The sequence below is a fragment of the Niallia taxi genome, from assembly GCF_004005475.1.
GTDB classification, from domain to species: Bacteria; Bacillota; Bacilli; order Bacillales; family Cytobacillaceae; genus Niallia; species Niallia taxi.
Window position 1 is genome coordinate 555,730 of record NZ_RZTZ01000001.1, and the last position, 22,895, is coordinate 578,624.

17 protein-coding genes and 1 riboswitch are annotated in these 22,895 nt (G+C 40.3%); of the genes, 1 reads left to right on the forward strand and 16 read right to left on the reverse strand.

The genetic code is table 11. The features are described 5' to 3' along the window. Nucleotides 1–47: 47 nt before the first annotated feature. The 11 genes from putP to EM808_RS02795 form a co-directional block, all read right to left on the reverse strand. Nucleotides 48–1,511: a sodium/proline symporter PutP gene (putP, locus tag EM808_RS02745; RefSeq protein ID WP_164849559.1), complete on the reverse strand. Its 1,464-nt coding sequence runs from the start codon at nt 1,509–1,511 to the stop codon at nt 48–50. Nucleotides 1,512–1,698: 187 nt separating this feature from the next. Further along, entirely contained in the window at nt 1,699–3,267 is a 1,569-nt protein-coding gene (pruA, locus tag EM808_RS02750) for an L-glutamate gamma-semialdehyde dehydrogenase (protein WP_127735473.1), read from the reverse strand. 53 nt (nt 3,268–3,320) lie between these two features. Further along, the gene (locus EM808_RS02755) at nt 3,321–4,235 is read right to left on the reverse strand and encodes a proline dehydrogenase family protein (RefSeq protein WP_127735476.1); all 915 of its coding nucleotides are present in this window, start codon (nt 4,233–4,235) and stop codon (nt 3,321–3,323) included. Nucleotides 4,236–4,556: 321 nt separating this feature from the next. Then, nucleotides 4,557–5,327 (reverse strand): transporter substrate-binding domain-containing protein, encoded by a 771-nt coding sequence (locus EM808_RS02760; protein ID WP_127735478.1) that lies wholly within the window; start codon nt 5,325–5,327, stop codon nt 4,557–4,559. A gap of 726 nt (nt 5,328–6,053) precedes the next feature. Further along, the gene (locus EM808_RS02765; protein ID WP_127735481.1) at nt 6,054–6,764 is read right to left on the reverse strand and encodes a GntR family transcriptional regulator; all 711 of its coding nucleotides are present in this window, start codon (nt 6,762–6,764) and stop codon (nt 6,054–6,056) included. Nucleotides 6,765–6,840: 76 nt separating this feature from the next. Next, a complete protein-coding gene (locus EM808_RS02770; RefSeq protein ID WP_205685833.1) occupies nt 6,841–7,659 on the reverse strand; it encodes a fructoselysine 6-kinase in 819 nt (272 codons plus the stop codon). A 94-nt stretch (nt 7,660–7,753) separates the two neighbouring features. Continuing rightward, nucleotides 7,754–8,722, reverse strand: a complete 969-nt coding sequence (locus EM808_RS02775; RefSeq protein WP_127735483.1) for an SIS domain-containing protein — start codon at nt 8,720–8,722, stop codon at nt 7,754–7,756. 138 nt (nt 8,723–8,860) lie between these two features. Then, on the reverse strand, nt 8,861–9,427 hold the full coding sequence (gene pduL / locus EM808_RS02780) for a phosphate propanoyltransferase (RefSeq protein WP_127735486.1): 567 nt from the start codon (nt 9,425–9,427) through the stop codon (nt 8,861–8,863). A 160-nt stretch (nt 9,428–9,587) separates the two neighbouring features. Further along, a complete protein-coding gene (locus EM808_RS02785; RefSeq protein WP_127735489.1) occupies nt 9,588–10,793 on the reverse strand; it encodes a M20 metallopeptidase family protein in 1,206 nt (401 codons plus the stop codon). A 122-nt stretch (nt 10,794–10,915) separates the two neighbouring features. Then, on the reverse strand, nt 10,916–11,122 hold the full coding sequence (locus EM808_RS02790; RefSeq protein WP_127735492.1) for a hypothetical protein: 207 nt from the start codon (nt 11,120–11,122) through the stop codon (nt 10,916–10,918). Between the two features lie 251 nt (nt 11,123–11,373). Beyond that, a complete protein-coding gene (locus EM808_RS02795; protein WP_127735494.1) occupies nt 11,374–12,573 on the reverse strand; it encodes a phosphoglycerate dehydrogenase in 1,200 nt (399 codons plus the stop codon). Nucleotides 12,574–12,694: 121 nt separating this feature from the next. After that, nucleotides 12,695–12,775, reverse strand: a riboswitch (ZMP/ZTP riboswitch). 505 nt (nt 12,776–13,280) lie between these two features. Here EM808_RS02795 and EM808_RS02800 point away from each other — a divergent pair. Further along, entirely contained in the window at nt 13,281–13,673 is a 393-nt protein-coding gene (locus EM808_RS02800) for a (deoxy)nucleoside triphosphate pyrophosphohydrolase (protein WP_127735497.1), read from the forward strand. A 127-nt stretch (nt 13,674–13,800) separates the two neighbouring features. Here the strand turns inward: EM808_RS02800 and EM808_RS02805 are convergent, their stop codons facing one another. From EM808_RS02805 to EM808_RS02825, 5 genes are all read right to left on the reverse strand, one after another. Then, the gene (locus tag EM808_RS02805) at nt 13,801–14,715 is read right to left on the reverse strand and encodes a dihydrodipicolinate synthase family protein (protein ID WP_127735500.1); all 915 of its coding nucleotides are present in this window, start codon (nt 14,713–14,715) and stop codon (nt 13,801–13,803) included. Nucleotides 14,716–14,886: 171 nt separating this feature from the next. After that, on the reverse strand, nt 14,887–15,906 hold the full coding sequence (locus EM808_RS02810; protein WP_127735503.1) for a threonine aldolase family protein: 1,020 nt from the start codon (nt 15,904–15,906) through the stop codon (nt 14,887–14,889). Nucleotides 15,907–16,022: 116 nt separating this feature from the next. Next, nucleotides 16,023–17,606: a PTS sugar transporter gene (locus tag EM808_RS02815; RefSeq protein ID WP_127735506.1), complete on the reverse strand. Its 1,584-nt coding sequence runs from the start codon at nt 17,604–17,606 to the stop codon at nt 16,023–16,025. Between the two features lie 331 nt (nt 17,607–17,937). Further along, nucleotides 17,938–20,673, reverse strand: a complete 2,736-nt coding sequence (locus EM808_RS02820) for a glycosyl hydrolase 53 family protein (protein WP_127735509.1) — start codon at nt 20,671–20,673, stop codon at nt 17,938–17,940. Nucleotides 20,674–20,804: 131 nt separating this feature from the next. After that, on the reverse strand, nt 20,805–22,868 hold the full coding sequence (locus EM808_RS02825; protein ID WP_127735512.1) for a beta-galactosidase: 2,064 nt from the start codon (nt 22,866–22,868) through the stop codon (nt 20,805–20,807). Between the last annotated feature and the right edge of the window lie 27 nt (nt 22,869–22,895).

Consider the following 22,895-nt stretch of genomic DNA (forward strand, 5'->3'; position numbering starts at 1 on the left):
AAAAAGCTGACCGAAAATCAAGGCATCAGCTTTCTCTAAATTAATTACTATACAGATTGCTTGTATTCGTCGAAGCTCTCTAATTGCTTTGCGTTCGGAGCTTCCGTTACCAAGCTTACAATCCAGATGGCAGCTAGACCTACAATAAATCCAGGGATAATTTCATAAAGATTATTTTTCAGTACATCAATACTAGCCCAAATGATTACCGTAACTGCTCCGCCAACTATGCCAGCAATTGCTCCCCATCTGTTCATTCTCTTCCAGCACAAACTCAAGAGAATAACAGGACCAAAGGAAGCTCCAAAGCCTGCCCATGCATAACCTACAAGAGAAAGAATAGAGCCATTCTTGTTAAAGGCAAGGAGTACAGCAATTACAGAGACAATTAGCACCGCAAGTCTACTGATTGTCAAAAGCTCCTTTTCACTTGCCGTTCGTCTGAAAAATGTCTTATAAACATCCTCTGTTAAAGAGCTAGCTGTTACTAATAATTGAGATGAAATGGTGCTCATAACGGCAGCAAGAATGGCAGCAAGCAGGAAGCCAGTAATAAGCGGATGAAACAATATCTCACTTAACTTGATAAAGATTGTTTCTGCATCCTTTATCTCCAAGCCTTGCTGCGTATAATAGGCAAGGCCGATAAATCCAGTAAACATCGCCCCAACAACAGAAAAGATCATCCAGCCCATCCCGATTCTTCTTGCCTTTTTTATCTCTTTCACAGATGAAATTGCCATAAAACGGACGATAATATGCGGCTGGCCAACATATCCAAGCCCCCATGCAAGCAAAGAAATAATGCCGACAACAGTTGTTCCTTTGAAAATATCAAACAGCTTCGGATTAATTTCTTTAATTGTGTCAAAGCCTGAACCTAAACCGCCAATCTCCATAATCGTCACAATTGGAACAAGAATAAGGGCCACAACCATAATCAAGCCTTGCACAAAATCTGTCCAGCTTACTGCCAAAAATCCGCCAAATAACGTATAGGCAATAACAACCGCTGCAACAATCCAAAGCCCTGCCTGATAATGCATACCGAATGTTGTTTCAAATAACACCCCGCCTGACACCATTCCAGATGAAACATAAAACGTAAAAAAGATGATAATAACTAGTCCTGATGTCAGTCGCAATATGTTTGATTTATCTTCAAACCTGTTTTCCAAAAAAGCCGGAATGGTCATCGAGTTATTAGCCACTTCTGTATATGCCCGTAAGCGTGGTGCTACATAAAGCCAATTTAAATATGCTCCTATCGTTAAACCTATCGCAATCCAAGAGGCACTTATCCCTTGGGTGTACATTGCTCCAGGAAGCCCCATAAGCAGCCAGCCGCTCATGTCAGCTGCACCTGCACTCAATGCGGTAACAGCAGGTCCAAGCGACCTTCCGCCAATCATATAGTCTGATAGATTTGATGTGCGTTTATAAGCAAAATAGCCAATTATAAGCATTCCAGCCATGTAAATTGCAATCGAAATCAAAATTTGAGTATTCAATCCCATCCCCCGTTCTCTTTTCTAAGACCTTTTATCTCCGTCTGATTCTTTTTTGATTTTCGAATATTCATTCTTTTGTAGGTAAAAAACCAGAAAAACCCTTAAGCGATTATGTATTTTTCTATTTTTTTCGCTTAATAGGAGATGCACCATCAAAAAGCACATCTCCTAGTCTACTATTTTTATATTATTTTTTTCGAGATGTCAACTTCGCTTGAGTAAATAATAGCAAATAATCAAACCCGCCAGCTTTCGAATCAGTCCCAGACATGTTGAAACCACCGAACGGATTAGCACCAACAAGCGCCCCGGTACATTTTTTATTAATATATAAATTTCCACAGTGCATGTTTTCGTGTGCATAGTCAATTCTGCTTGCGTCTTTGGAATGATAAGCGCCTGTTAATCCGTATTCTGTATTGTTGTAAATGTCGATTGCTTCCTGCCAATCAGCTGCTTTGGCAATAGCCAGAACAGGACCGAATATTTCTTCCTGCATAATGCGTGCCTGTGGGTTAACATCAGCAAATATAGTTGGCTCTATATAAAATCCATTGCCTTTTGACCGCTCGCCACCTGTAAGCAAATTCCCTTCTGTTTTACCTATAGCTATATAGCCCATGATTTTTTCAAATGACTTTTTATCGATGACAGGTCCAATTGCGTAATTCTCTTCTGGTAGACCAATTGTAAGGTTTTTTGTCAATTCCACTACCTTTTTGACCACTTCGTCGTAAACTGACTCTACAATAATTGCTCGTGAGCCCGCAGAGCATTTTTGTCCTTGGTATCCATAAGCAGAGGCAACAATCGCAGCTGCTGCTGCGTCCAGGTCAGCTGTCTCATCAACAACTACCCCATCTTTCCCGCCCATTTCAGCAATTACTCGCTTAAGCCAAATCTGCCCCTTCTGTACCTTTGCCGCTCTTTCATAGATTCTACAGCCAACCGCTCTTGATCCTGTAAACGAGATAAAACGTGTTTTCGGATGCTCAACTAAATACTCGCCAACCTCGATGCCATCACCAGGCAAATAGTTCAACACACCTGCAGGCAAGCCAACCTCCTCCATTAATCCAACGAACTTCGCAGCAATGACTGGAGTAGCATCAGCAGGCTTTAGAATAACCGTATTACCAGAGACTATAGCAGCAACAGTCGTACCAGCCATTATCGCCAGCGGAAAATTGAATGGAGAAATAATAATACCAACACCTAACGGGATATACGTAATTTGGTTGTCATCCCCCTCAACCTTTGTAAGTGGCTGGTGCACACTAGTCTGACTTAAACGAAGCATTTCTCTGCCATAAAATTCAAGAAAGTCAATTGCCTCAGCAGTATCAGCGTCTGCCTCTACCCAGTTTTTCCCTGACTCATAAACAAGGTAGGAGGAAAACTCATGCTTGCGTTCTCTCATCAATTCGGCAGCCTTAAACAAATAAGCGGCACGCTCTGCAGGAGCAACCTTTTTCCACGTTTCAAATGTTGCTAATGCTGTTTGCATTGCTTTTTCTGCTAGGTTAGTAGACCCTTTGCTGACAGTGCCCACTACCTCGTCTACATTACCAGGATTCACAGAGATTATTTCTTCTTCCAAAAATAGTTTTTCACTGCCGATAATAATTGGATACTTTCTCCCAAAGCCCTCTCTTACCCTCGCTAACGCAGCATGCATTGCCGTTTTATTTTCCTCTGCAGAAAAATCAGTCAGTGCCTCATTTTTGAATGTTGTGTATGGTACAGTTGTCGTCATAATAGTTTCAGTCCCCTTTGTTATTGTTTTTAAATAAAAACGTTGAAAGACACTTACTTAAAAAAATTCTTGACGATAAACCAAACGTTTGCAGGTCTTTCTGCGAGCCTTCTCATAAAGTAGCCGAACCAGTCAATACCGTAAGGAACATAAATCCTGACTTTATAGCCTTCCTTCACAAGTCTGTCCTGAAGGTCCTCACAGATTCCATAAAGCATTTGAAATTCAAATTGGTCTTTATGAATGCCGTATTCCTCCACAACCGATTTTGCATATTCAACCATTGCCTCATCATGTGTTGCTACAGCTGCATAGTTACCGTTCAGCAAATGCTGCTTAATTATTTTTTTGAAATTTTCATCGACATCCTTTTTTTCTGGAAAAGCGACACTTGGCGATTCTTTATAAGCTCCCTTCACAAGACGAAGATTAGCATGAAGATCATTTAAATCAGCGATATCTGCTTCTGTTCTGTACAAATATGCTTGCAGAACAATACCGACATTATTATATTCCTGGCGAAGCTCTTTATAAATATTGATGGATTCCTGACAATGACCATAATCCTCCATGTCAATTCTTACAAAATTTCCATATGACTTTGCACGGTCGAGGATATTACGCATATTCTTCATGCATAATTCTCTGTTAATATCCAAACCGAGCGATGTCATTTTCAAGGATAAATTTGATTCCGCCTTTGCCTCTGCAATAGCATCCAGTGTTTGGATACACATCGCAGCTGATTCAACAGCCTCTGCCTCTGTCGAAATAAATTCACCAAGATGGTCCAATGTCACGACCTTGCCTTCTTTATTTAATTTTTTTACAGCATCAATGGCCATATTGATTGACTCCCCTGCAACAAATCTTGCTGCACCCAACCGAAGTCCATATCTTTTTGCAAGTTTATTGGCAGGCTGATTTTTTGCTAATGATTGAAACATATTCCTCATAAGCACTTCCATTTTCCTTCAATCCTCCTTGTTTTCAAGCCTCTTGCTACATTTTATTCATGCTGCCGAAAAAAATTACTCCTTCTTTGAACAAATATGTTCAATCTGTTTATGTTTGTACAATGTTGTTTACTTAATCAAATTATATAATAAAATTATTCAGAATTGCATAAATTAGTAAGAGATTCTAACATATTATTTTACTTTTTACAATGAATATATTTATTTACCTAAAACTCCTGTAATTTGCGACAATAAAAAGGGACACAGACAATTCTGCATCCCTTTTATCCTAGTTTCTTCTATATTATATATCCCCTGCAATAAATCTACTTATTCCACTCCACCAAACCATTTTGAAACAAGCTCATCCAATTCTCCATTTTCCTTCATTACAGCTAGTTCTTTGTTAAATTTCTCTGTAAACTCACTATCCTTTTGAAATGCAATGGAAGCCCCGATTGTTTCATTATTAGGCACAGAGATGACCTTTAAACTGTCATTATTCTTTAAGTATCCTTTAGAAACAGCCTCTTCCATCAATACACCATCAAAGCGACCACTCTTCAATTCCTCTACCAAGTCAGGGACTCTGTCTCTAGTTTCCACTTGAAAGTCCACTTCCTTCTGCAGCTCTTTTGCTTTATCTGCTTGAATCGAACCGATTTGCACTCCAACCGTTTTCCCTTTAATATCTTCAAAAGACTGAACATCCCCATCTTTAGCAACAACCATTAAAATATCACTTCGGAAATAAGAATCTGTGAAGTCAACATTTTTACTGCGTTCAGGAGTCGGCTCCATCCCAGCCATAACGAAATCAACCTTCCCTGATTGAAGTGATGTAATCAATCCACTAAAATCCATATCCTTCACAACAATTTCATATCCAAGCTTCTCACCAAGCGCCTTAGCAATATCCACATCAAAACCAATAATATCCTCGCTAGTCGCTGTATCAATATACTCAAACGGAGAGTAATCAGCCGACGTTCCCATCACCAATTGCTTCTTATCCCCATCCCCGCCAGACGCACTTTTACCACAAGCAGCTAACAGCATACAAACTAACAGCAAAACAATCCCCAAAACCCTCTTCTTCAAAAAAACCCCTCCATCCAGCACATATGTATCTTATAATACGTTTTATGACGTTTTACTTATTTATACTACTTTCCAACAACATAGTCAACATATTATTAGAATTTACAGAAAAGTGCAGGGCGATTGTTTAGCGACGGAGAAACTGGAAGGCCTCGACTGAGATAAAGGAAACACGATGAGCGGTAGCGAATCGATGTTGACTTATCGCAGGGAGGGGACTGAAGTTTCGCAGACGCTGATCGCCCGGAACTGGACAATGAAAAGTGTAGGGTGCTTGGGTTTCGGCGACATGCATAAGACGAGATGGTCGAGAAGGGGATGTTCTTTCACCTTCTTGGACAGCTTGGCTTATGACCTCGAGCCGATAGCGCCCGGAACTGGACACTGAAAAGTGCAGATGGCCTGTTTAGCGCCGTATGGACTGGAGCACTTCGACTGAGATAAAGGAAACACACCGAACGATAGTGAGGGGATGTTGACTTATCGCAGGGAGACGTGTGAAGTCCAATAGGCGCTAGGCCATCGGAACTGGACACAGAAAAGTGCAGGGCGATCGTTTAGCGACGGAGAAACTGGAAGGCCTCGACGGAGATAAAGGAAACACGGTGAGCGGTAGCGAATCGATGTTGACTTATCACAGACCTCAAGCCAATAGCGCCCAATCGTTTAACACTCCCCATCCCAAATCAACAAAAAAGCAATCTTCCTGTGAAGATTGCATCATTATTAAAACGAAAATTTATAGCGTTCCCCAATAATATACTGTTTTCCTAAATAAACTGGGATATCATCATCAGAAACAACTGTTTCTAAATAGAAAAGCGGCTCTCCCACTGTCACATCAAGCAATGGTGCTTCTTTTTCAGAGGCTCTAGCTATTTCCAAGGAGGTTTCTCCAGCATTATTAAGGTTAATATTGTATTTTTCCTGAAGCAGCTCGTAAAGAGAGCCGTCGAGATTTTCTTCAAGTAAAAATTTATACCGTTTAAAGGAATAGAAGTTATTTTCGAGCATAAGCGGCAGATCATCTGCGAATCGGACTCTTTGGATGTGAATAAGCTGATCATCTGCTTCTAGCATCAGCCGTTCTTTTTGATTTGTGTCCGCGTCGATTATTTCCTTTTTAATAACCTTGCTTGTTACTTTTAAGCCATGTGCTTCACATGAAGCAGTAAAGCTTTTTAAATGGAGAATTTTCCTGTCAATCTTCTGTGTCTGAACAAATGTCCCTTTTCCTTGCTTTTTTACAAGATATCCTTCTTCAACCAGCTCAGTGATTGCCTTACGGACAGTAACTCTGCTTATATTATATTTATCGCTGAGCTCTACCTCTGTCGGAATCTTGTCACCAGCCTTCAAGCGGTTAGCAGTAATCTCTGTACGCAACGTTTCTTTCAGCTGAATATACAGAGGAACACGGTTCTCTTGCTTAATCATTTTTGCTGTCACCCACTATTTCATTCATTTACTCCAAGGATAACAAAGACGTAGCGATAAATAAATCATTTCCTCTTTAATAGGCCTTCCCATATCCAAACGCACCTTCTACAAGACAGGACGAAGCGGCAAATTCTGCCCCTTTAGCAAGAGCAGCTTCAATGCCTTCCTGTTCATATTGCAGTAAATGAACGAGAAAAGCAGTCAAAAAGGAGTCTCCTGCACCTAACGTATCCACAGCCTCAATCAGCCTTGGCTTTTGCTTATAAAAACTGTTTCCATCATATAGAAGTGCTCCGTCTGCTCCCATTGTCGCAACCGCTAATTTGTTTCCTAAAGAAATCATTTTCTTTAACGTATTCTTTGCCTCTGATAGTGATAAATGGCTGCATGACAGAAAGCTAAAATCAACATTCGGACCAATTTCAGACAGATACTCCTCAGTAAAATCGTCAGAGAAATCAAAGGAAATTGGCACACCTGCCGCTCTTAGCTTTGGCATCGCCTCTTCCATATAGCTATACTTGCTTGTATGCAGCAGGTCAAAGGATTGAATATACTTCATATCCTCCTCTTCTAATTGGAGCTTATGATATTGTCTAATACCACCTTCATTACTTTCCAAAAATACGCGGTCACCGTTCTCAAGGCCAACGAGAGCATATCCACTCTCCCCTTCGATTTCCTTACAGCGGCTTGTATCAATCTCTAATTCTTGTAGTACAGCCTTAATATGAAATGCTTCATCATCTGTCCCGAATATACCTAAATAAGCAGCACTCTCTCCAAGCATTTGTGCATAAACACTGAAGTTCAGCGCATTCCCCCCTGGATACATTACTCGTTTATATGTATATTTATCAACAACATTATCGCCAATCCCCAATACCCTCAACAAAATCCCTCCTCTGTGCTGTATATGTACTGTACACTGATTATACAATAGTGCTCAATTAATCAATTATGTCAAAAGAAAAGCGGATGCTGCCTTAGTAAGCAACTTTGCCCATATATCTTCTTGTTTCTAATGGGTGCTTTCTGATTTCTGCCAGCTCTGCCCGATAAACACTCAAAATGCTGTAAAACACAATAGGATTGAAAAATTCGACTACCTCATCATCAATCGTATTAATACCTAATTCCTTACAATCGACCACTTCTATCTTTTCGCCATATTGTTTTAAGAAAGTAAGAGCCCTTTCATCCAAAGGTCTTGTTCTGCCTTCATTCATAAGTAAAATATACGGTGTTTCCTTATCTGTCACCTCGAACGGTCCATGAAAATACTCACCAGAATGAATGGCCGAAGCATGCACCCATTGCATTTCCATAAGCGAGCAAATCGAGAACCCATAGGCGTGACCATAGGAAGCTCCACTTGATAATACGTAAAACATATTTTCATGCTGATATTTTTCCGCAAAGGCCTTAGCTCTTTCAGCCACTTGCACCCTTGCTTTAGCGATTATTGTATTAACCTGCTCTAATCCTTTCATGACCTTCTCGTAATTATCGTAGCCTTCTGTGCTGTGCAGTGCTTCGACAGCAATATTGAAAATAATAGCCATCGGATTGTCTTTTACGTCCGTTTCTTCGCCCCATTTATAAAGAATATTATAGTCGCTATTACTTATCAATGCCCCTGTTTCATTATGTGTTAATGTGATCGTTGCCGCACCATGCTCCTGGGCAGTTTTTGCTGCTTCTACCGATTCCTTTGTATTTCCACCATGTGAGCAAACAACAACAAGCGAGTGACTTCCAAGGGCTTTTGGGACTGCATGGACAAACTCATTGCTTGTATAAAGAGATACTCTCATCTGCTTCGCTTCACTTTTGAGGAAATATTCAGATAAGTACATATCAACTAAAGAGCCACCACATGCAACTAAATATAAATCTTTGATTCCTTCCTCCCTGTTTGCTTGAATTTCTCTAATAATATCCTTTACGTTCATGTCTATCTCCCCTATATCTATCAATCTTGTGCGTTTTAAAATACGTATTAAAACGTATTATTAATACAAATGATAACGACATATGTCTTTTTCGTCAACCACAAAAAAAAACGCGGCAGATATGCCCCGTTTTAACTGTTATTTTATTAGCTCTCCCGTGTCGCCTGTTTGAAGCCCTGCTGCGTTTGCTTCATCTGTATCGATATGCATGTCCAATGCATACGTATCCTTCACTCTAATAAGAACTTTGTTAAAGGTTAACTCTCTTTCTCCAGCTGTTTTTACACTCACATATTGCCCATCCTTCACACCAAAACTATCTGCGTCTGCATTTGTCATATGGATATGGCGTTCAGCAATAATAACGCCCTTATCAATAGTAATTTCGCCATTAGGACCAATGATCTTGATTCCTGGTGTGCCATCAATTTTCCCTGAAGGACGAATCGGAGGATTAATATGGAGCTTACGTGCATCCGTTTTAGAAATTTCCACCTGTGTTAACGGACGGATTGGGCCAAGAATACGAACTCCTTGTATTTCTGATTTATCTGTTTTAATTGTGACCGTTTCTTCTGCAGCAAACTCACCAGGCTGTGATAGCTCCTTTTTGCTTGTCAGTTCATAATTATCACCAAACAGCTTGTCCACATCTTCTTTTGTTAAATGGATATGCCTATTGGAAACACCGATAGGGATTTGCATCTGTCATCCATCTCCTTTACTACTAATTTTTTTACTTTTCCCTATTAAAAGAAGTTTAATCAGTATTCATCATATACTGTATCGCCTCAAAATGTCCTAAACAAACCCCTAAAAAATCAAAAGCCTATCGTCCTATAACGGATCCAAGACCATTTCGACCTTATTTCATGGTTATGGCTTTATTATCCGACGTTTTTCCTGCTAAATAATAATCGATAATAGCAAGCATTGCTTTTCCTGATGTGAGCATTGCCTTTTCATCAAAATCAAATTTAGGGTGATGATGTGGATAGACTGCTTGAATTTCCTCATTTCCTGCCCCAGTAAAAAAGAGCATTCCGGGAATTCCCTCTAAATAAAGCGCAAAATCTTCACTGACAAGCAGAGGGGGAACCTCATTCAATATGATTTCTGGGAGGGCAGAAGCAATAGCATTTGCAAAAATATCTGTTTCAGCAGGATGATTATAAACTGCGGGCATTCCAAGGTGGTATTTAAACTCATAGTCAGCCTTTTGGCTTGTGCAGATTCCTTTTATCGTATCCTCCATCGCTTCTTTAACAAGCTGTTGAACTTCCTTTTCATATGTTCTCACAGTCCCCTTCATTAAAGCAGAATCAGCAATTACATTTGCTGCATTGCCGGCATGGATGGAGCCTATCGTCAGGACGGCTGTTTTTTGGGGATGGACTCTGCGGCTGACAATGTATTGAAGCTGATTAATCAAAGCTCCCGCAATTGCTATTGAATCGACCGTATCATGCGGAGAGGATCCATGGCCACCCTTCCCTTTAATTTTTATGGAAAAGCCATCTCCTGCTGCTGTTGTATAACCTTTTGTAAATGAAATTTCTCCTGTTGGATTTAAGCTCCATAAATGGTTGGCAAATACCGCATCCACACCAGCAAGGCAATTGTCTGCAATCATCTGCTTTGCGCCGCCACCGCCTTCCTCTGCATGCTGGAAGAGCAGCACAACCTTGCCTGCAAGACTGTCCCGATTGTCATACAATACTTTGCCTACTGCGAGCAATGTGGCTGTGTGACCGTCATGGCCACATGCATGCATAACACCGTCAACCTTCGACTTATATGGCACCTCCTTTTCATCCTGAATCGGCAATGCATCAAAATCCGCACGTAAAGCAATTGTCTTTCCCGGTTTAGCTCCATTAATATAACCGAGTACTCCCATGGAACCAACGTTTGTTCTGATATCAATCCCGAAATCTGTCAAAATATCTGCAATCATTTTAGATGTTTTATATTCTTGGTTAGTCAGCTCTGGATACTGATGGAAATGCCGTCTCCACTCTACCATTTTTTCATACATTTTCTCCAATTGTTCATTCCAAGCTTCCAGCATTCCAATTCCTCCTCGATATAATTCAGTAAGTCCAGTCAAAATCTAGGATAATTTACTGAAATTCTTTTTATAATGTAATGCCAAGGCAGCAATACTTGCATACCTTGGCATCGTACTAACAGCTATTTACCACCAAAAAACTTTTTGAATTTCTCCAGTTCTTCCTTACTGTATTCCTTTGTTTTATCAAAATACGGATTATTTTCCAAAGGGTCTTTAGGGTCCAAATTTGTTTTCATGGAAAAAGCAGCCTGGTTAAGACCATCTCCAATAAGACGATCATCTAAACTGTTGAAGTCTGGCATTTTTGATCCTTTATCGTTTTCCATTATCCCACCTCCTATCCAAGCTTAGGGTGGGCTTTTCCTGTTATTTTATGTAAAGTTACTTATGCCTGATATGAGAGTTAACATTTGTAACTCTTTCTTAGATAGTTTTTTTGCGTTTTCTTTAAAATAATGGTTTCATTATACGTTTCAGGATTATACTGGTCAATTAATTCCAAGAAAATTTTGACTATTTATTCTATTAATAATTTTAATCATAAAAAAGCTCTCACCTTATAGTGAGAGCTTTCTTATTAAAGCACACGAGTAGTAACAATTCCTTCAATTTCACGGATTTTCGCTTCTAAGGAAGGAATGATATCTCCTTCGACTTCATTGTCGATATCAATCATCGTGTATGCATATTCACCACGGCTTCTGTTAACCATGTCTGCAATGTTCAAGCTGTAGCCGGAAATCGCCATTGTAATCTGTCCAACCATGTTTGGTACGTTTTTATGGAAAGCAGCAACTCTCTGCTTGCCTGTGTATGGAAGGTACACATTTGGGAAGTTAACAGAGTTCTTTATATTCCCTGTTTCTAAATAATCCTTCACTTGACGTGCAGCCATAATAGCACAGTTTTCTTCAGATTCCTGTGTTGATGCACCAAGATGTGGAACTGGAATGATATTTTTCATTTTCAAAACATTTTCGTTAGGGAAATCTGTAATATATCTGCCGACTTCTCCATTTTCTAAAGCAACAGCCATATCAATTTCGTTCACTAGCTCACCGCGAGAGAAGTTTAGTATTTGCACGCCTTCCTTCATAATGCTGAAGGCTTCTTTATTAAACATGCCTTTTGTATCATTAGTTAATGGTACATGAACAGTAATATAGTCGCTTTCTGCAAACAGCTGCTCAAGTGTCATAGCACGCTGTACATTTCGAGAAAGGTTCCATGCTGTATCAACAGAAATGAATGGATCAAAGCCGATAACATCCATATCTAAATCAAGCGCATCATTTGCAACAAGTGCTCCAATTGCGCCTAAGCCGATAACACCTAATGTTTTTCCTTTGATTTCCTTACCAACAAATTGCTTTTTACCTGCCTCAACAAGCTTTGGAATTTGCTCGCCTTCATCCTTTAGGTTTTTCGCCCAAGCAACACCATCAAATAGGTTTCGAGAAGAAGCCATTAAAGAAGTCAGCACCATTTCCTTAACAGCATTGGCATTTGCTCCTGGTGTATTGAAAACAACAATACCTTGTTCTGTGCATTTTTCGACTGGAATATTGTTAACACCTGCGCCTGCACGTGCGATTGCTTTTAATTTATCCCCAAAATCAATTGCATGCATATTATAGCTGCGAACGACAATTGCATCCGGATTTTCACTGTCATTATCAATGATAAAGTTTTCCTTTTTAAACACGTTCAACCCGCTGCCTGCGATATTATTCAAGGTTTTGATTGTTTTCACTTTGTCTAAAAGCGTTGTGCTCATGTTAATTGCTCCTCTTCCCATAAAATAGTTCGCAAAATCCTTTGCGATTTGACCAAAAATAGCCCAAAATCTCTTCCATAAAGAGAAAGAGGCAAAGGAAAAAGAGAAAGCTTTATTCCCTTACCTCTGCCCAGGCGAACGGCATCGACACCATGTGCTCCCCTACGGTTACCCCCGCGTTTCGCCAGTCACACACAGTCTTTTGATTTCTTCTAATTTAACAAATTCCCCTAAAAGATTCAATCATTATTTCAAAATTCACCAAGTTATTTATTTTCCAAATCTCACGGTACTTTTCTTAAATAATTTTTTCTTTCTATTATTCCTTCTTCCATTCATACTCTTATTCTACTAAAAAAGCTGTACGCCTTACCTAGCATGGGAAAGACTGGATATTTCTATAGCAGATTAGGCTGCTTTTACTTTTAGCATTTCTATTGCAAAAAAACACCAACTAATTCACTTCTAATGTATATTTATAGATGGTTGCCATGAAGGGGCTCATAATGCATATAAAGTTTAAGCAAAGAAAATTAGGACACAGCAAATTCTTATTTATTAAAATATGCTGTCCTCAAAAATTGGGACCAGCATATATAATAAATTCTCCTAAAAAGATAGCTTGGCATTTAATGCCCTTTTTGAAAATAGGCTCATTTCGAAAAAAATGCTATTATGATACCAAATGAACTAGGGGGATATACAAGTTGAATAAGGTTGTAAATGTAGTTGCAGGAATCATTGAAAACGAACAAAACGAAATATTATGTGCTCTTCGTTCACCAATAATGTCCTTGCCAAATAGATGGGAGTTCCCAGGAGGAAAAATTGAAGCAGGGGAAAATACCTTTACAGCTATAGAAAGAGAAATAATGGAGGAGCTTGGGTGCACTATTCAGGCAACAGAGGTCTTTCATATAAACACACATGAATATGATTCTTTTACCATTACATTAACTTGTGTGAAGGCAGCTATCGTCTCTGGCACTCCGGTAGCTAGTGAGCATGCCAAGTTGATTTGGCTAAAAAGGGATAGCTTGGAATCATTAAACTGGGCTCCTGCCGATATTCCAGCGGTTCAAGAATTAATGAGACAATAAACCATAATACTTATTCACACGCTCCATATACATGCCTTCACTTTTGCAAATGTATAAGCTCTTGCTGAAATTATTATATTCATAAGCATCCAAAAACAGCTTGTTCATCTGTTTTTGGATGTAGATTTTATTTTTTTACAGCAGGCAAAACACCTGCTTCTGTCAATATAGCTTTAACTTGCTCCTGTTTCTCTTGACTAAGCGGTGTTGATGGAGGCAGTACATATGTTGAAATGTTCAAACCGCACAGCTTTATCGCCTCTTTGATTACATTTACAAATGGGCTGTCAAGCTTGTATAGCTGCGGGAGGATGGCCAGTTGTTTGTATAGAGAAGTGGCTTCTGTTATGTCGCCATCTATGTAGGAACGATAAATGCCAACAGACAATTGTGGTGCAAAGTTACCGCTTGCAGAAATTGTGCCGTCTCCGCCAAGCTGGAGGGTATTTAACAGGTGATCATCATAGCCGCATAAAACGGAAAACTGCGGATGCTTACCTTTTACTTGCAGAATCATATCCCGAATATGGCCAATCGAATCAACCGTTTCCTTTATCCCAACAATATGAGGATAGTGATCGACAAGGCGGGCCACAAATTCAGGGCTCAAGTCTTGGCCTGTAAGATTCGGAAAATTATAAAGAAGAATGGGCAGGTCAACGGCTTCTGCAATATCACTAAAATAGCCAAAAAGATTTTCTTCCGTCAAGCTCCAATAATAAGGGTTTATTACCATTACTCCGTCAGCGCCAATTTTTTGAGCATGCTTGCTTAAGCTCACCGCTTCCCTTGCATTCGTACTGCCTGTTCCAATCAATACAGGTACCCTTTTGTTTACATAACCGACAGCAAACTCTGCTGTTTCCATCCTTTCCTCTGTGGACATTTGACTGAACTCACCACCGGTTCCGAGAAACAACAAGCCATTTACACCAGCGTCGATTAGCTTGTCAATTAAATGCCCCATTTCCACTTCACTAAGCCTTCCCTCCTTATCAAAAATCGTTGATACTGGGGGAATGATTCCACTGAATTTGTTCATTTCGTAATCCTCCTTTTCCGCTTGAATGTTCTCAGCCAAGAATAATAAAAACTGATTATGTAGTTTGATTATAACAGTGCTATTTTCATAATGTAAACACTTACATTTTTATTTTAAAAAACAAGCATGAAATAAAACTCACACTTGTTTCGTAAATTTTTTATATACCTATTATGCCTTTATATCCTTTAAAAACTGATGGACTGCTTCCTCTTTCGTTGCCCAAGAGGTTACTAAACGGATTGTCGATCTTTCTGCATCAAATTTACTCCATACTATAAAAGCATAATTTTTTTGCAGCTTTTGAATTCGTTCATTAGGTAAAATCGGAAAAATTTGATTTGTCGGAGAATCGATCAAAAATTCAATATTCTCCTTTTGCAGGCCTTCTCTTAAAAGACCAGCCATTTTGTTCGCATGTTCGGCAAGCTCAAAGAATAAATCATCACGGAATAGCTCTAAAAACTGGATGCCTAGTAATCTGCCTTTTGCCAGTAATGCTCCCTTTTGCTTAATATGATAGCGGAAATCTGCTTTCAAATCTTCACGAACAATAACTAGCGCTTCTCCAAGCAAAGCACCGTTTTTCGTGCCGCCAATGTAAAAGGCATCGACAAGATTAGGTAAATCACTTAATTGAAGATCATTGTTATCAGCACATAATGCAGACCCTAGTCTAGCTCCGTCCAAAAACAACAACAGATTATGATTGGCACAGAAGCTCTTCAATTCTTGCAGCTCGCTTTTTTGATAGATAGAGCCGATTTCTGTTGAATTAGATATGTATACAAGCTTTGGCTTGACCATATGTTCATCCGTATGTTCATCAAGCACCTGCTGAATATAAGCCGGTGTCAGCTTGCCATCCTCTGTGTCAATTGTGACAACCTTATGACCTGTCGCCTCAATTGCTCCTGTTTCATGAACAAATATATGACCGCTTGCTGGTGCAATCGCAGCTTCATGCGGTCTTAAAAAAGCCGATATCGCTGTAAGATTAGTTTGTGTCCCACCAGAAAGCAAATGAATATCTACATCCGTATTCTCCATTTTTTCTTTTATAAGATCAATTGCTTGCAGTGTAAAGCTATCCTCCCCGTAACCTGCTTCCTGTACAAGATTTGTTTCTATAAGTCCTTGCAGGATCTTGGGATGAGCCCCTTCACTATAATCGTTTTTAAAGCTGTACATCTTATGCCTCCAGTCTGGCAATAAAAAAATTGCCTAAAAAAAAATAGTACCTGTACTAATTATATTCGTTTTCCTAAATAAAAAAAATCCCATTATTTAAAATGGGATTTTTTTATTTAAACCGCAACCTCATCTTCACTCTTTTTAGCTGCCTTCTTTTTGGCCGGAAGCTTATTTGCAGCTAATGTAATCAGAAATGCTACGATAAGCGGCACTGCCATGGCAATGATGAAGCCTGTAATATTATTAGACAGAAAAGGTGCTGTAAAGGATGGCACATAAGCAGTTCCCCTTACATTAAACAGTCCGACAAGTGCTCCGCCTATTCCTGCAGACACAAGCGCTCCGCCAAAGACAATTTTATTAGAAAACATAAACGGATAGGCTGATTCAACGAATGTGCCAAAGCCCATATTAATTAAAAAGCCCGGTGCTGCAACAGCACTTTCGCCTCTGTCTCTTGGTGCAATGATGTTGGCAAGATTAATTCCTGCTGCTACCATAACTAAGCCGACCATATCGACAGCTCCTAAAAAGCTGTTGCCTGTTTTCTCCATTTCAAGCAGCACAATCGGCAGGATAGCGGCATGGTACACTCCACCTAAAATCGCCGGCCATATGAGCACACCTGCAAGTACGCCTGCAAGGATTGGATTAAATGCTACCGTTTGTTCAATGATCTCTTTAATTAAGTTTCCGGCTTGCAGTGCAACAGGGCCAATTAAATAGTAAACAATTAATCCAGCAATAAGTCCTGATAATCCACCGCTGACAATATTAACCGTTGTAATCGGAAATTTCCATTCGATACATTTGCGGAAGAAGAATTGCACGAGAATACCTGCGGCAATCCCTCCGATTATCCCGCCGATGATCCCACCTTGCACAGATAAGACACCTGCAATAACGCCTGCAATAATAGATACTTCATCCAATTCAGAAACTTGTTTAGCTGCAATAACTGCCAGCATAACTGGCAAGGCGTTTATCATTAAATCAAAAATATCAGTTAAGCCTTTTAATGCTGGTATTTGGCTGACTGCAAGAATAAGAGCCATCGCAATAAACCCTGGCAAAGACGAAACCATGATGCCTCTTATATTAATATTTTTCCACGGAGCTGCATTTGTTTGTTGAGCCTTTTCGTATGAACCGATGATTGGGTTAAACTTTATGTTCCAATGCTTACACAGGGAGGATATGAATGAAATGGCTCTTGTTCTGCTTGTTGACCCTGTCGTTCCAGAGGACGAAATAACATTTGCGCCCATTGAAGTCATTGCAGCCATAGAGGTTCCCCCTGTTCCCACAATCGGCAGCTTACTCTCAATGGCGGCAGCTAATGTTTCCTTGTTGACAGCTTTCGTGTCAGCACTCATCGCAATAATGCCGTCCACTTCCCCATTTCTTATGCTGTCTGCAATCATTTGATCAAGCTTTGCTGCTTCATGGTTAACCTCTTTTAAGGATGCCTCGAACAGAGGAAGCACAGCGTTCTCTTTATAGCCGTATATCCCGGCGGCTGTATTACTTTTAGCAGTATCCATCGATTCCTTTGCAGCGATAAACTGGATATTTTTCACATTCAATCCAGCTGCATGTGCTTGCTTTAATATTTCTTCCAATAGCTGTACTGGTTTAGCACCGCCGAGATTAAACAAGTTGCCGCCACTGCTGCCAATAATGACAATATTCTTCATGCATATCATCCCTTTTAATAGTATATGTATAAACTAACGCTTCTTTAGTTTGGTAGTTTGGTAAAGTGCTACCATACTAAAATAACATACATAGGTTAAATTCTCTAGTTATTTTTTGATAATTTAGAAGTATTTAAATTCGTATATATGTCTTAACTTGTAAATGCTTAGAGATAATTTTCTGGAGGAATTATCATTGACGATTAATTGGTGGATTCGGGCTTCAATTGGAATCATTCCAGTTGTTGCTTCAGTTTCACTCTCTTTATTTGTTAAATAACAATATACAAAAAAGCCTGTCACTCTTATCAGAATAGTGACAGGCTTGCTTTTATAGTTTATACAAAATTGCTCCGCTCACTAAAAGCACGGAACCTAACAGCAAGAAGTTAAAAATGCTTGTAGCTGTATCAGGCAGGCTGCTGCCTTTTTGTCCATTTTTGTGCTCCTCTTTCACTTGCTTATTTGTATCATTTTTTTCTGATTCTTGTTTTGGTTCCTCTTGGTTTACAGGAGTTGCACTGCTTTCCTCTTCATCTGCAGGCACTTCCTCCTGCTCGGTGGAGTCCTCTCCTTGATCGTCCTGTGCAGGTGGCGGTGTCTGCTCTTCCTCTTCACCAGCCTCCTCGTAATCCGCGGTCTTCACGAAGGAGAAATCATCCAGGCTTCCCCACGCGCCGGCGTTCGCTTGAATGCTTGCACCGATTGTAACCGTTCCATCTAAGACAAGAATATCGCTAATTTTCGGGTTTGCCCAATTATTCCACCCAGTAACATTAGTTGGCTCATCATATTGTTTATCAGTCGCTTTTACATACAGTTGCATGTCGGCAGCAGCTGCATCTCCGCCTTGAATAAACATGGAAGCATCATAATAGCCTGGGGACAGTCCTGTGATTGTCTGTTCAACAGTGAAATCCACGCCATCTGCTGAATAGAAATGCAATGAATGCTCGCCAGATTTTGCATCAGAAGCATTTTTCAAAAAGTCAGCATGTGGTGTTAGACTATTAGTATAGGCAATAGTCCACATGCTTTTGTCTTCCTCTTCAAAGCTTGCATTCTGCACATAGTTTTCTGGTTTAATAGTCAGATTTGCTTTAACGGTCATTTCGTTTTCCACTGTGCCATTTATGACATAATTACCTATTCCTGCTTGGATTGCTGCATTTAATGCCTTTTCATCCCAAGTAACAGCAACCGCTCCTTCTGTGCCATCATTATAAACAGCTGTTACAGTTTCAGGAAGCTTAATTGCTTCACCTGCTGCTGCCTCTATTGTAACCTCGGTCAGCTTTTCGATTTTTAATGGAGCCACCGCGCCTGTATTCACGTAGTTAAATACATTTAACGAAGCAAGCGGTTTTCCGTCAAAGTCGAATAACGCCTGGTTATCGACAGCACTTCCGCCGAACCACACGCCGGCATCATGAGAATCATATTCTGCAGCAAAGCTGGATGCCCAGCCAGAGCCATACTTCTCCCAAATCGCTTTATTTTGTGCTAAATTTTCCGGTGTGCCGACTGGAATCCAAGCAGGCTCCCAATAAAACACGCCAATGCCAGCATCACCTATATCGGCAACAGCCTTGATGACATCTCGGACTGCAGTTGCTTGTCCTTGAATGGTGACAGGATAATTTAATGTTTGCCCAGTGCTTTTTGGTGCTGTATTTTCATGGCCGTCACCATCATCACCTGTATATGTATACGATGTTTCTGCCACCATTACTTTTTTGCCATATGTGTCCGCGACATTTTTCAGAACAGATGTTAAGTTGCTTAATGTTCCATGCCAAAACGGATAGTAGGAGCTTGCAAATACATCATAATCGACATTGTTATCGTCAAGTGTTTTTGCGATTGATGCATAGCGGCCCGCTGTTTCTGGATTAGTGAAATGCAATGCTGTCAGAATGTTTGAATCCACTTCCTTGATTGCCCTGCTGCCTTCCTTAAACAGCTCAGACATTTTTGTCCAGTCCTTTTCTCCAACAAATCCACCGTTCGTTTCATTGCCAACCTGGACCATGCCGATATCAATGCCTTCGTTAAGCAATGCTTGCAGACTGTCCTTCGTATATGAATATAATGCTTTTTTCTTATCCTCAAAGCTTAAACTTGCCCATGCTTTTGGTGCCTGCTGTTTAGCAGGATCTGCCCAGAAATCAGAATAATGGAAGTCTACTAGCAGCTTCATTCCTTGTGCTGTAGCCCTTTTTCCGATTTCCTTTGCCTTTTCCAGATCATTCGTTCCACCGCCATAACCATTTCCGCTTGCATCATATGGGTCGTTCCAGATGCGGACACGTACATAATTGACGCCTGAATCAGCCAATGTCTTGAAAATATCCTGCTCTTGACCCTCTTGATTGTAATACTTCACCCCACTGTTTTCTTGGGAAATAATACTCGATACATCGACACCTTTAATAAAATCATCTTTTAACCCATCGACTTTTTCAACAAAAATATCACTTTGCACTGGTTCATTTGCACCATCCACCTTTACGAGTGAAAAACCATCCAAATAACCCCATGAATTTGGCTCGCCTGAAATTTCAGCACCGAATTCAACATTTGCTGTATCCTGAGACAGCTCAAACGTCAAAGTTTGCGTTTCCCAGTTGTTATAGCCTTTTGTGACAGCCTGACTTGTTTTGCTTGAACCGGCAAACAGTACAAGCTGTCCAGCTTCTTTATCTGCTCCACCCATTGCTTTCACTGTTAATTCATACTTCCCAGCAGGTAGCGTTTCAGCTGCTTGCTTCACTGTAAAGGTTTGTTTGCTTGCAGTGTCCTTTACCCAATACTTCAATGCATACTGACCTTCAGCAGGGCTTATCCATTCGTCTGATGCATAAGCAAAATGCTGCACCTCTACCTGACTATCATCTAAATTAGGAAAGCTCCAGGATCCGTCTGTCCAAAAGTCCGTTTCCATTCCACCATTAACTGCATAGCTGTTGTCTGCTGCTTTTGTATATGTCGGCAATAGACTTATCATTAAAATTAATACATATAATAAAGGAAGTATTTTCTTCGATTTACCGTACTTCTTGTTCATCAATATCACCTCTAATAAGTAAAATTTCACAAAAAAAAAGAGAATCCGAGCTACAGCGCAGTGCTTAATACAGTCATTTTTTAAAATGATGCATGATACTCCTTGCTGTGCTCGCATTCTCTTGCTAACCATTAGCCTTTTACTTTCTCTACTATTCTCACTTCATACTTATCTAGCTTTATGCTGCCATGAAGCTGTTCGCCTGTAATGACATCCTTCACTTCACTGCCAAGAACAAGTGGCTGCGTTTCTTCAGTAAAGTTCATTATAAAGAGATATTCTTTGCCTTCCTCTTGTCTCGCTTGAACAGATACTCCACTGCCATGTGTTATAGCATAATCTGGCTTTAACGACAGCTCTTCGATAAGCTTGCCGTAAAAGGCACGATGGAACTCATCGTCTAATCGGCCGCCGATATAATATGCTTTTCCACTTTCATAAGCATTGCTTGTTACTGCTGCTGTCTCGGCATAAAAATCTTCTTTGTAAACACCCTCCACATTAGCTGAGGCAATATTCAATACTGTCGCATAATCCTTCAGTACATAATCCTTCCCATCGTAATGGACAATATTAGCATCTTTCGGATAAAGGGTATCTGTCTCAACTGGATTCAAACCGAACACCTCTTGCAGGTCCTTATGCCAGCCTTTCATATAGGTTAAATCATGCTCATTCACGATTCCGCTTATATAGGTCATGATTAATGTACCGCCATTTGCCACATATTCCTTTAAGCGGGCAATTGTCTCTTCACTTGCTAAATAGAGCATCGGCACAACCAGCAAACGATATTTAGAGAAATCATTTTCTTTTGTAATCACATCAACTGGAACATCCTGCTCCCAGAATGTGCGATAATGCTGCTGCAATGTTTGCGGATATTGCTTCGTGTCTAACCCGTAGCCTTGCGCATCATTCAACGCCCAGTTATTTTCCCAATCATACAGGATGGCTGTATCAGCCTTGCGGTTGGTACCGACAATATCAGTCAGCTTTTCTAGTGTTTTACCGACTTTGGCAACTTCCTGGAACACCCTATTATCTTGACTGTTATCATGATCAACAACAGCGCCATGGAACTTCTCTGATGAGCCGCGCGATTTACGCCACTGGAAGTATAGAACGCTGTCAGAACCATGTGCAACCATTTGCATGGAAGAAAGCAAATGCATGCCAGGACGTTTCGCTTTATTGACTTTATGCCAGTTAACAGCACTTGGAGTTGACTCCATCAGCAAAAACGGCTGCTCCTTCAAGCTGCGGAATAAATCATTGATAAACCCTACCTTCACCGCTAAATCTGCAGTTGTTTCCCAGTCGTTATGCCATGCAGGATAGGCATCCCAGCTGATGACATCAACGTGACGTGCAAACTTGCTGTAATCAAGGCTTTGGAATGGAATTAAATCAAATGTATCTGCCATCAAGTTTGTCGTTATCGGAATGTCTGGTGAAATTTCCTTAATTGGAACAATTTCATTCTCAAAAAAGTCAATCGTCTGGTCTGTCACAAACCTGCGCCAATCCAAGTTTAAGCCGTGAACTGCATTCTCTCCAATCGAAGAAGGAGATTCAATTTGGGACCAGTCTGTGTAAGTGTGGCTCCAAAACGGTCCCCACCAAGCATCATTGACAGCCTTTAGGTTATTGTCATACTTCCTCTTCAGCCAGTTGCGAAAAGCTTCCTGACATGTATCACAATGGCATTCTCCGCCATATTCATTGGAAATATGCCACATAAGCAGTGCAGGATGACTACCATATCTTTTTGCAAGTAATCTGTTGATTTGCTGTGTTTTTTCTCTGTACACACTAGATGAGAAGCAATGGTTATGGCGTCCGCCGTGAAGCTGCTTCCTTCTTTGGCCATCAACACGCAGCACCTCAGGATACTTATGGGACATCCATGCAGGTCTTGCACCACTTGGCGTTGCCAATATCACCTTACCGCCAATGCCATGGATTCGTTCAATAACTTCATCGAGCCAATCAAACTTGTAAATGCCTTCCTCTGGCTCCAGCGCGCTCCATGCAAATATACCGAGTGAGAATGTGTTTGTGTGCGCTAACTGCATTAACTTAATGTCTTCAGCCAAAATGTCTGGACGGTCCAGCCACTGATCAGGGTTATAATCGCCGCCATGCAGCATGAATTTAGCATTTGTAACAAATGACTTCTCTTTGTTTGCCATAAAAGTCTCCTTTTTGTTTCCTTATTT

Excerpts from the sequence above, each read along its gene's own strand:
- EM808_RS02825 (WP_127735512.1), bottom strand. The coding sequence starts at position 22,868 with ATGGCAAACAAAGAGAAGTCATTTGTTACAAATGCTAAATTCATGCTG.
- pduL (WP_127735486.1), bottom strand. The coding sequence starts at position 9,427 with ATGCAAATCCCTATCGGTGTTTCCAATAGGCATATCCATTTAACAAAA.
- EM808_RS02815 (WP_127735506.1), bottom strand. The coding sequence starts at position 17,606 with ATGAAGAATATTGTCATTATTGGCAGCAGTGGCGGCAACTTGTTTAAT.
- EM808_RS02820 (WP_127735509.1), bottom strand. The coding sequence starts at position 20,673 with ATGAACAAGAAGTACGGTAAATCGAAGAAAATACTTCCTTTATTATAT.
- EM808_RS02795 (WP_127735494.1), bottom strand. The coding sequence starts at position 12,573 with ATGAGCACAACGCTTTTAGACAAAGTGAAAACAATCAAAACCTTGAAT.
- EM808_RS02790 (WP_127735492.1), bottom strand. The coding sequence starts at position 11,122 with ATGGAAAACGATAAAGGATCAAAAATGCCAGACTTCAACAGTTTAGAT.
- EM808_RS02785 (WP_127735489.1), bottom strand. The coding sequence starts at position 10,793 with ATGCTGGAAGCTTGGAATGAACAATTGGAGAAAATGTATGAAAAAATG.
- EM808_RS02775 (WP_127735483.1), bottom strand. The coding sequence starts at position 8,722 with ATGAACGTAAAGGATATTATTAGAGAAATTCAAGCAAACAGGGAGGAA.
- EM808_RS02810 (WP_127735503.1), bottom strand. The coding sequence starts at position 15,906 with ATGTACAGCTTTAAAAACGATTATAGTGAAGGGGCTCATCCCAAGATC.
- EM808_RS02805 (WP_127735500.1), bottom strand. The coding sequence starts at position 14,715 with ATGAACAAATTCAGTGGAATCATTCCCCCAGTATCAACGATTTTTGAT.
- EM808_RS02755 (WP_127735476.1), bottom strand. The coding sequence starts at position 4,235 with ATGGAAGTGCTTATGAGGAATATGTTTCAATCATTAGCAAAAAATCAG.
- EM808_RS02765 (WP_127735481.1), bottom strand. The coding sequence starts at position 6,764 with ATGATTAAGCAAGAGAACCGTGTTCCTCTGTATATTCAGCTGAAAGAA.
- pruA (WP_127735473.1), bottom strand. The coding sequence starts at position 3,267 with ATGACGACAACTGTACCATACACAACATTCAAAAATGAGGCACTGACT.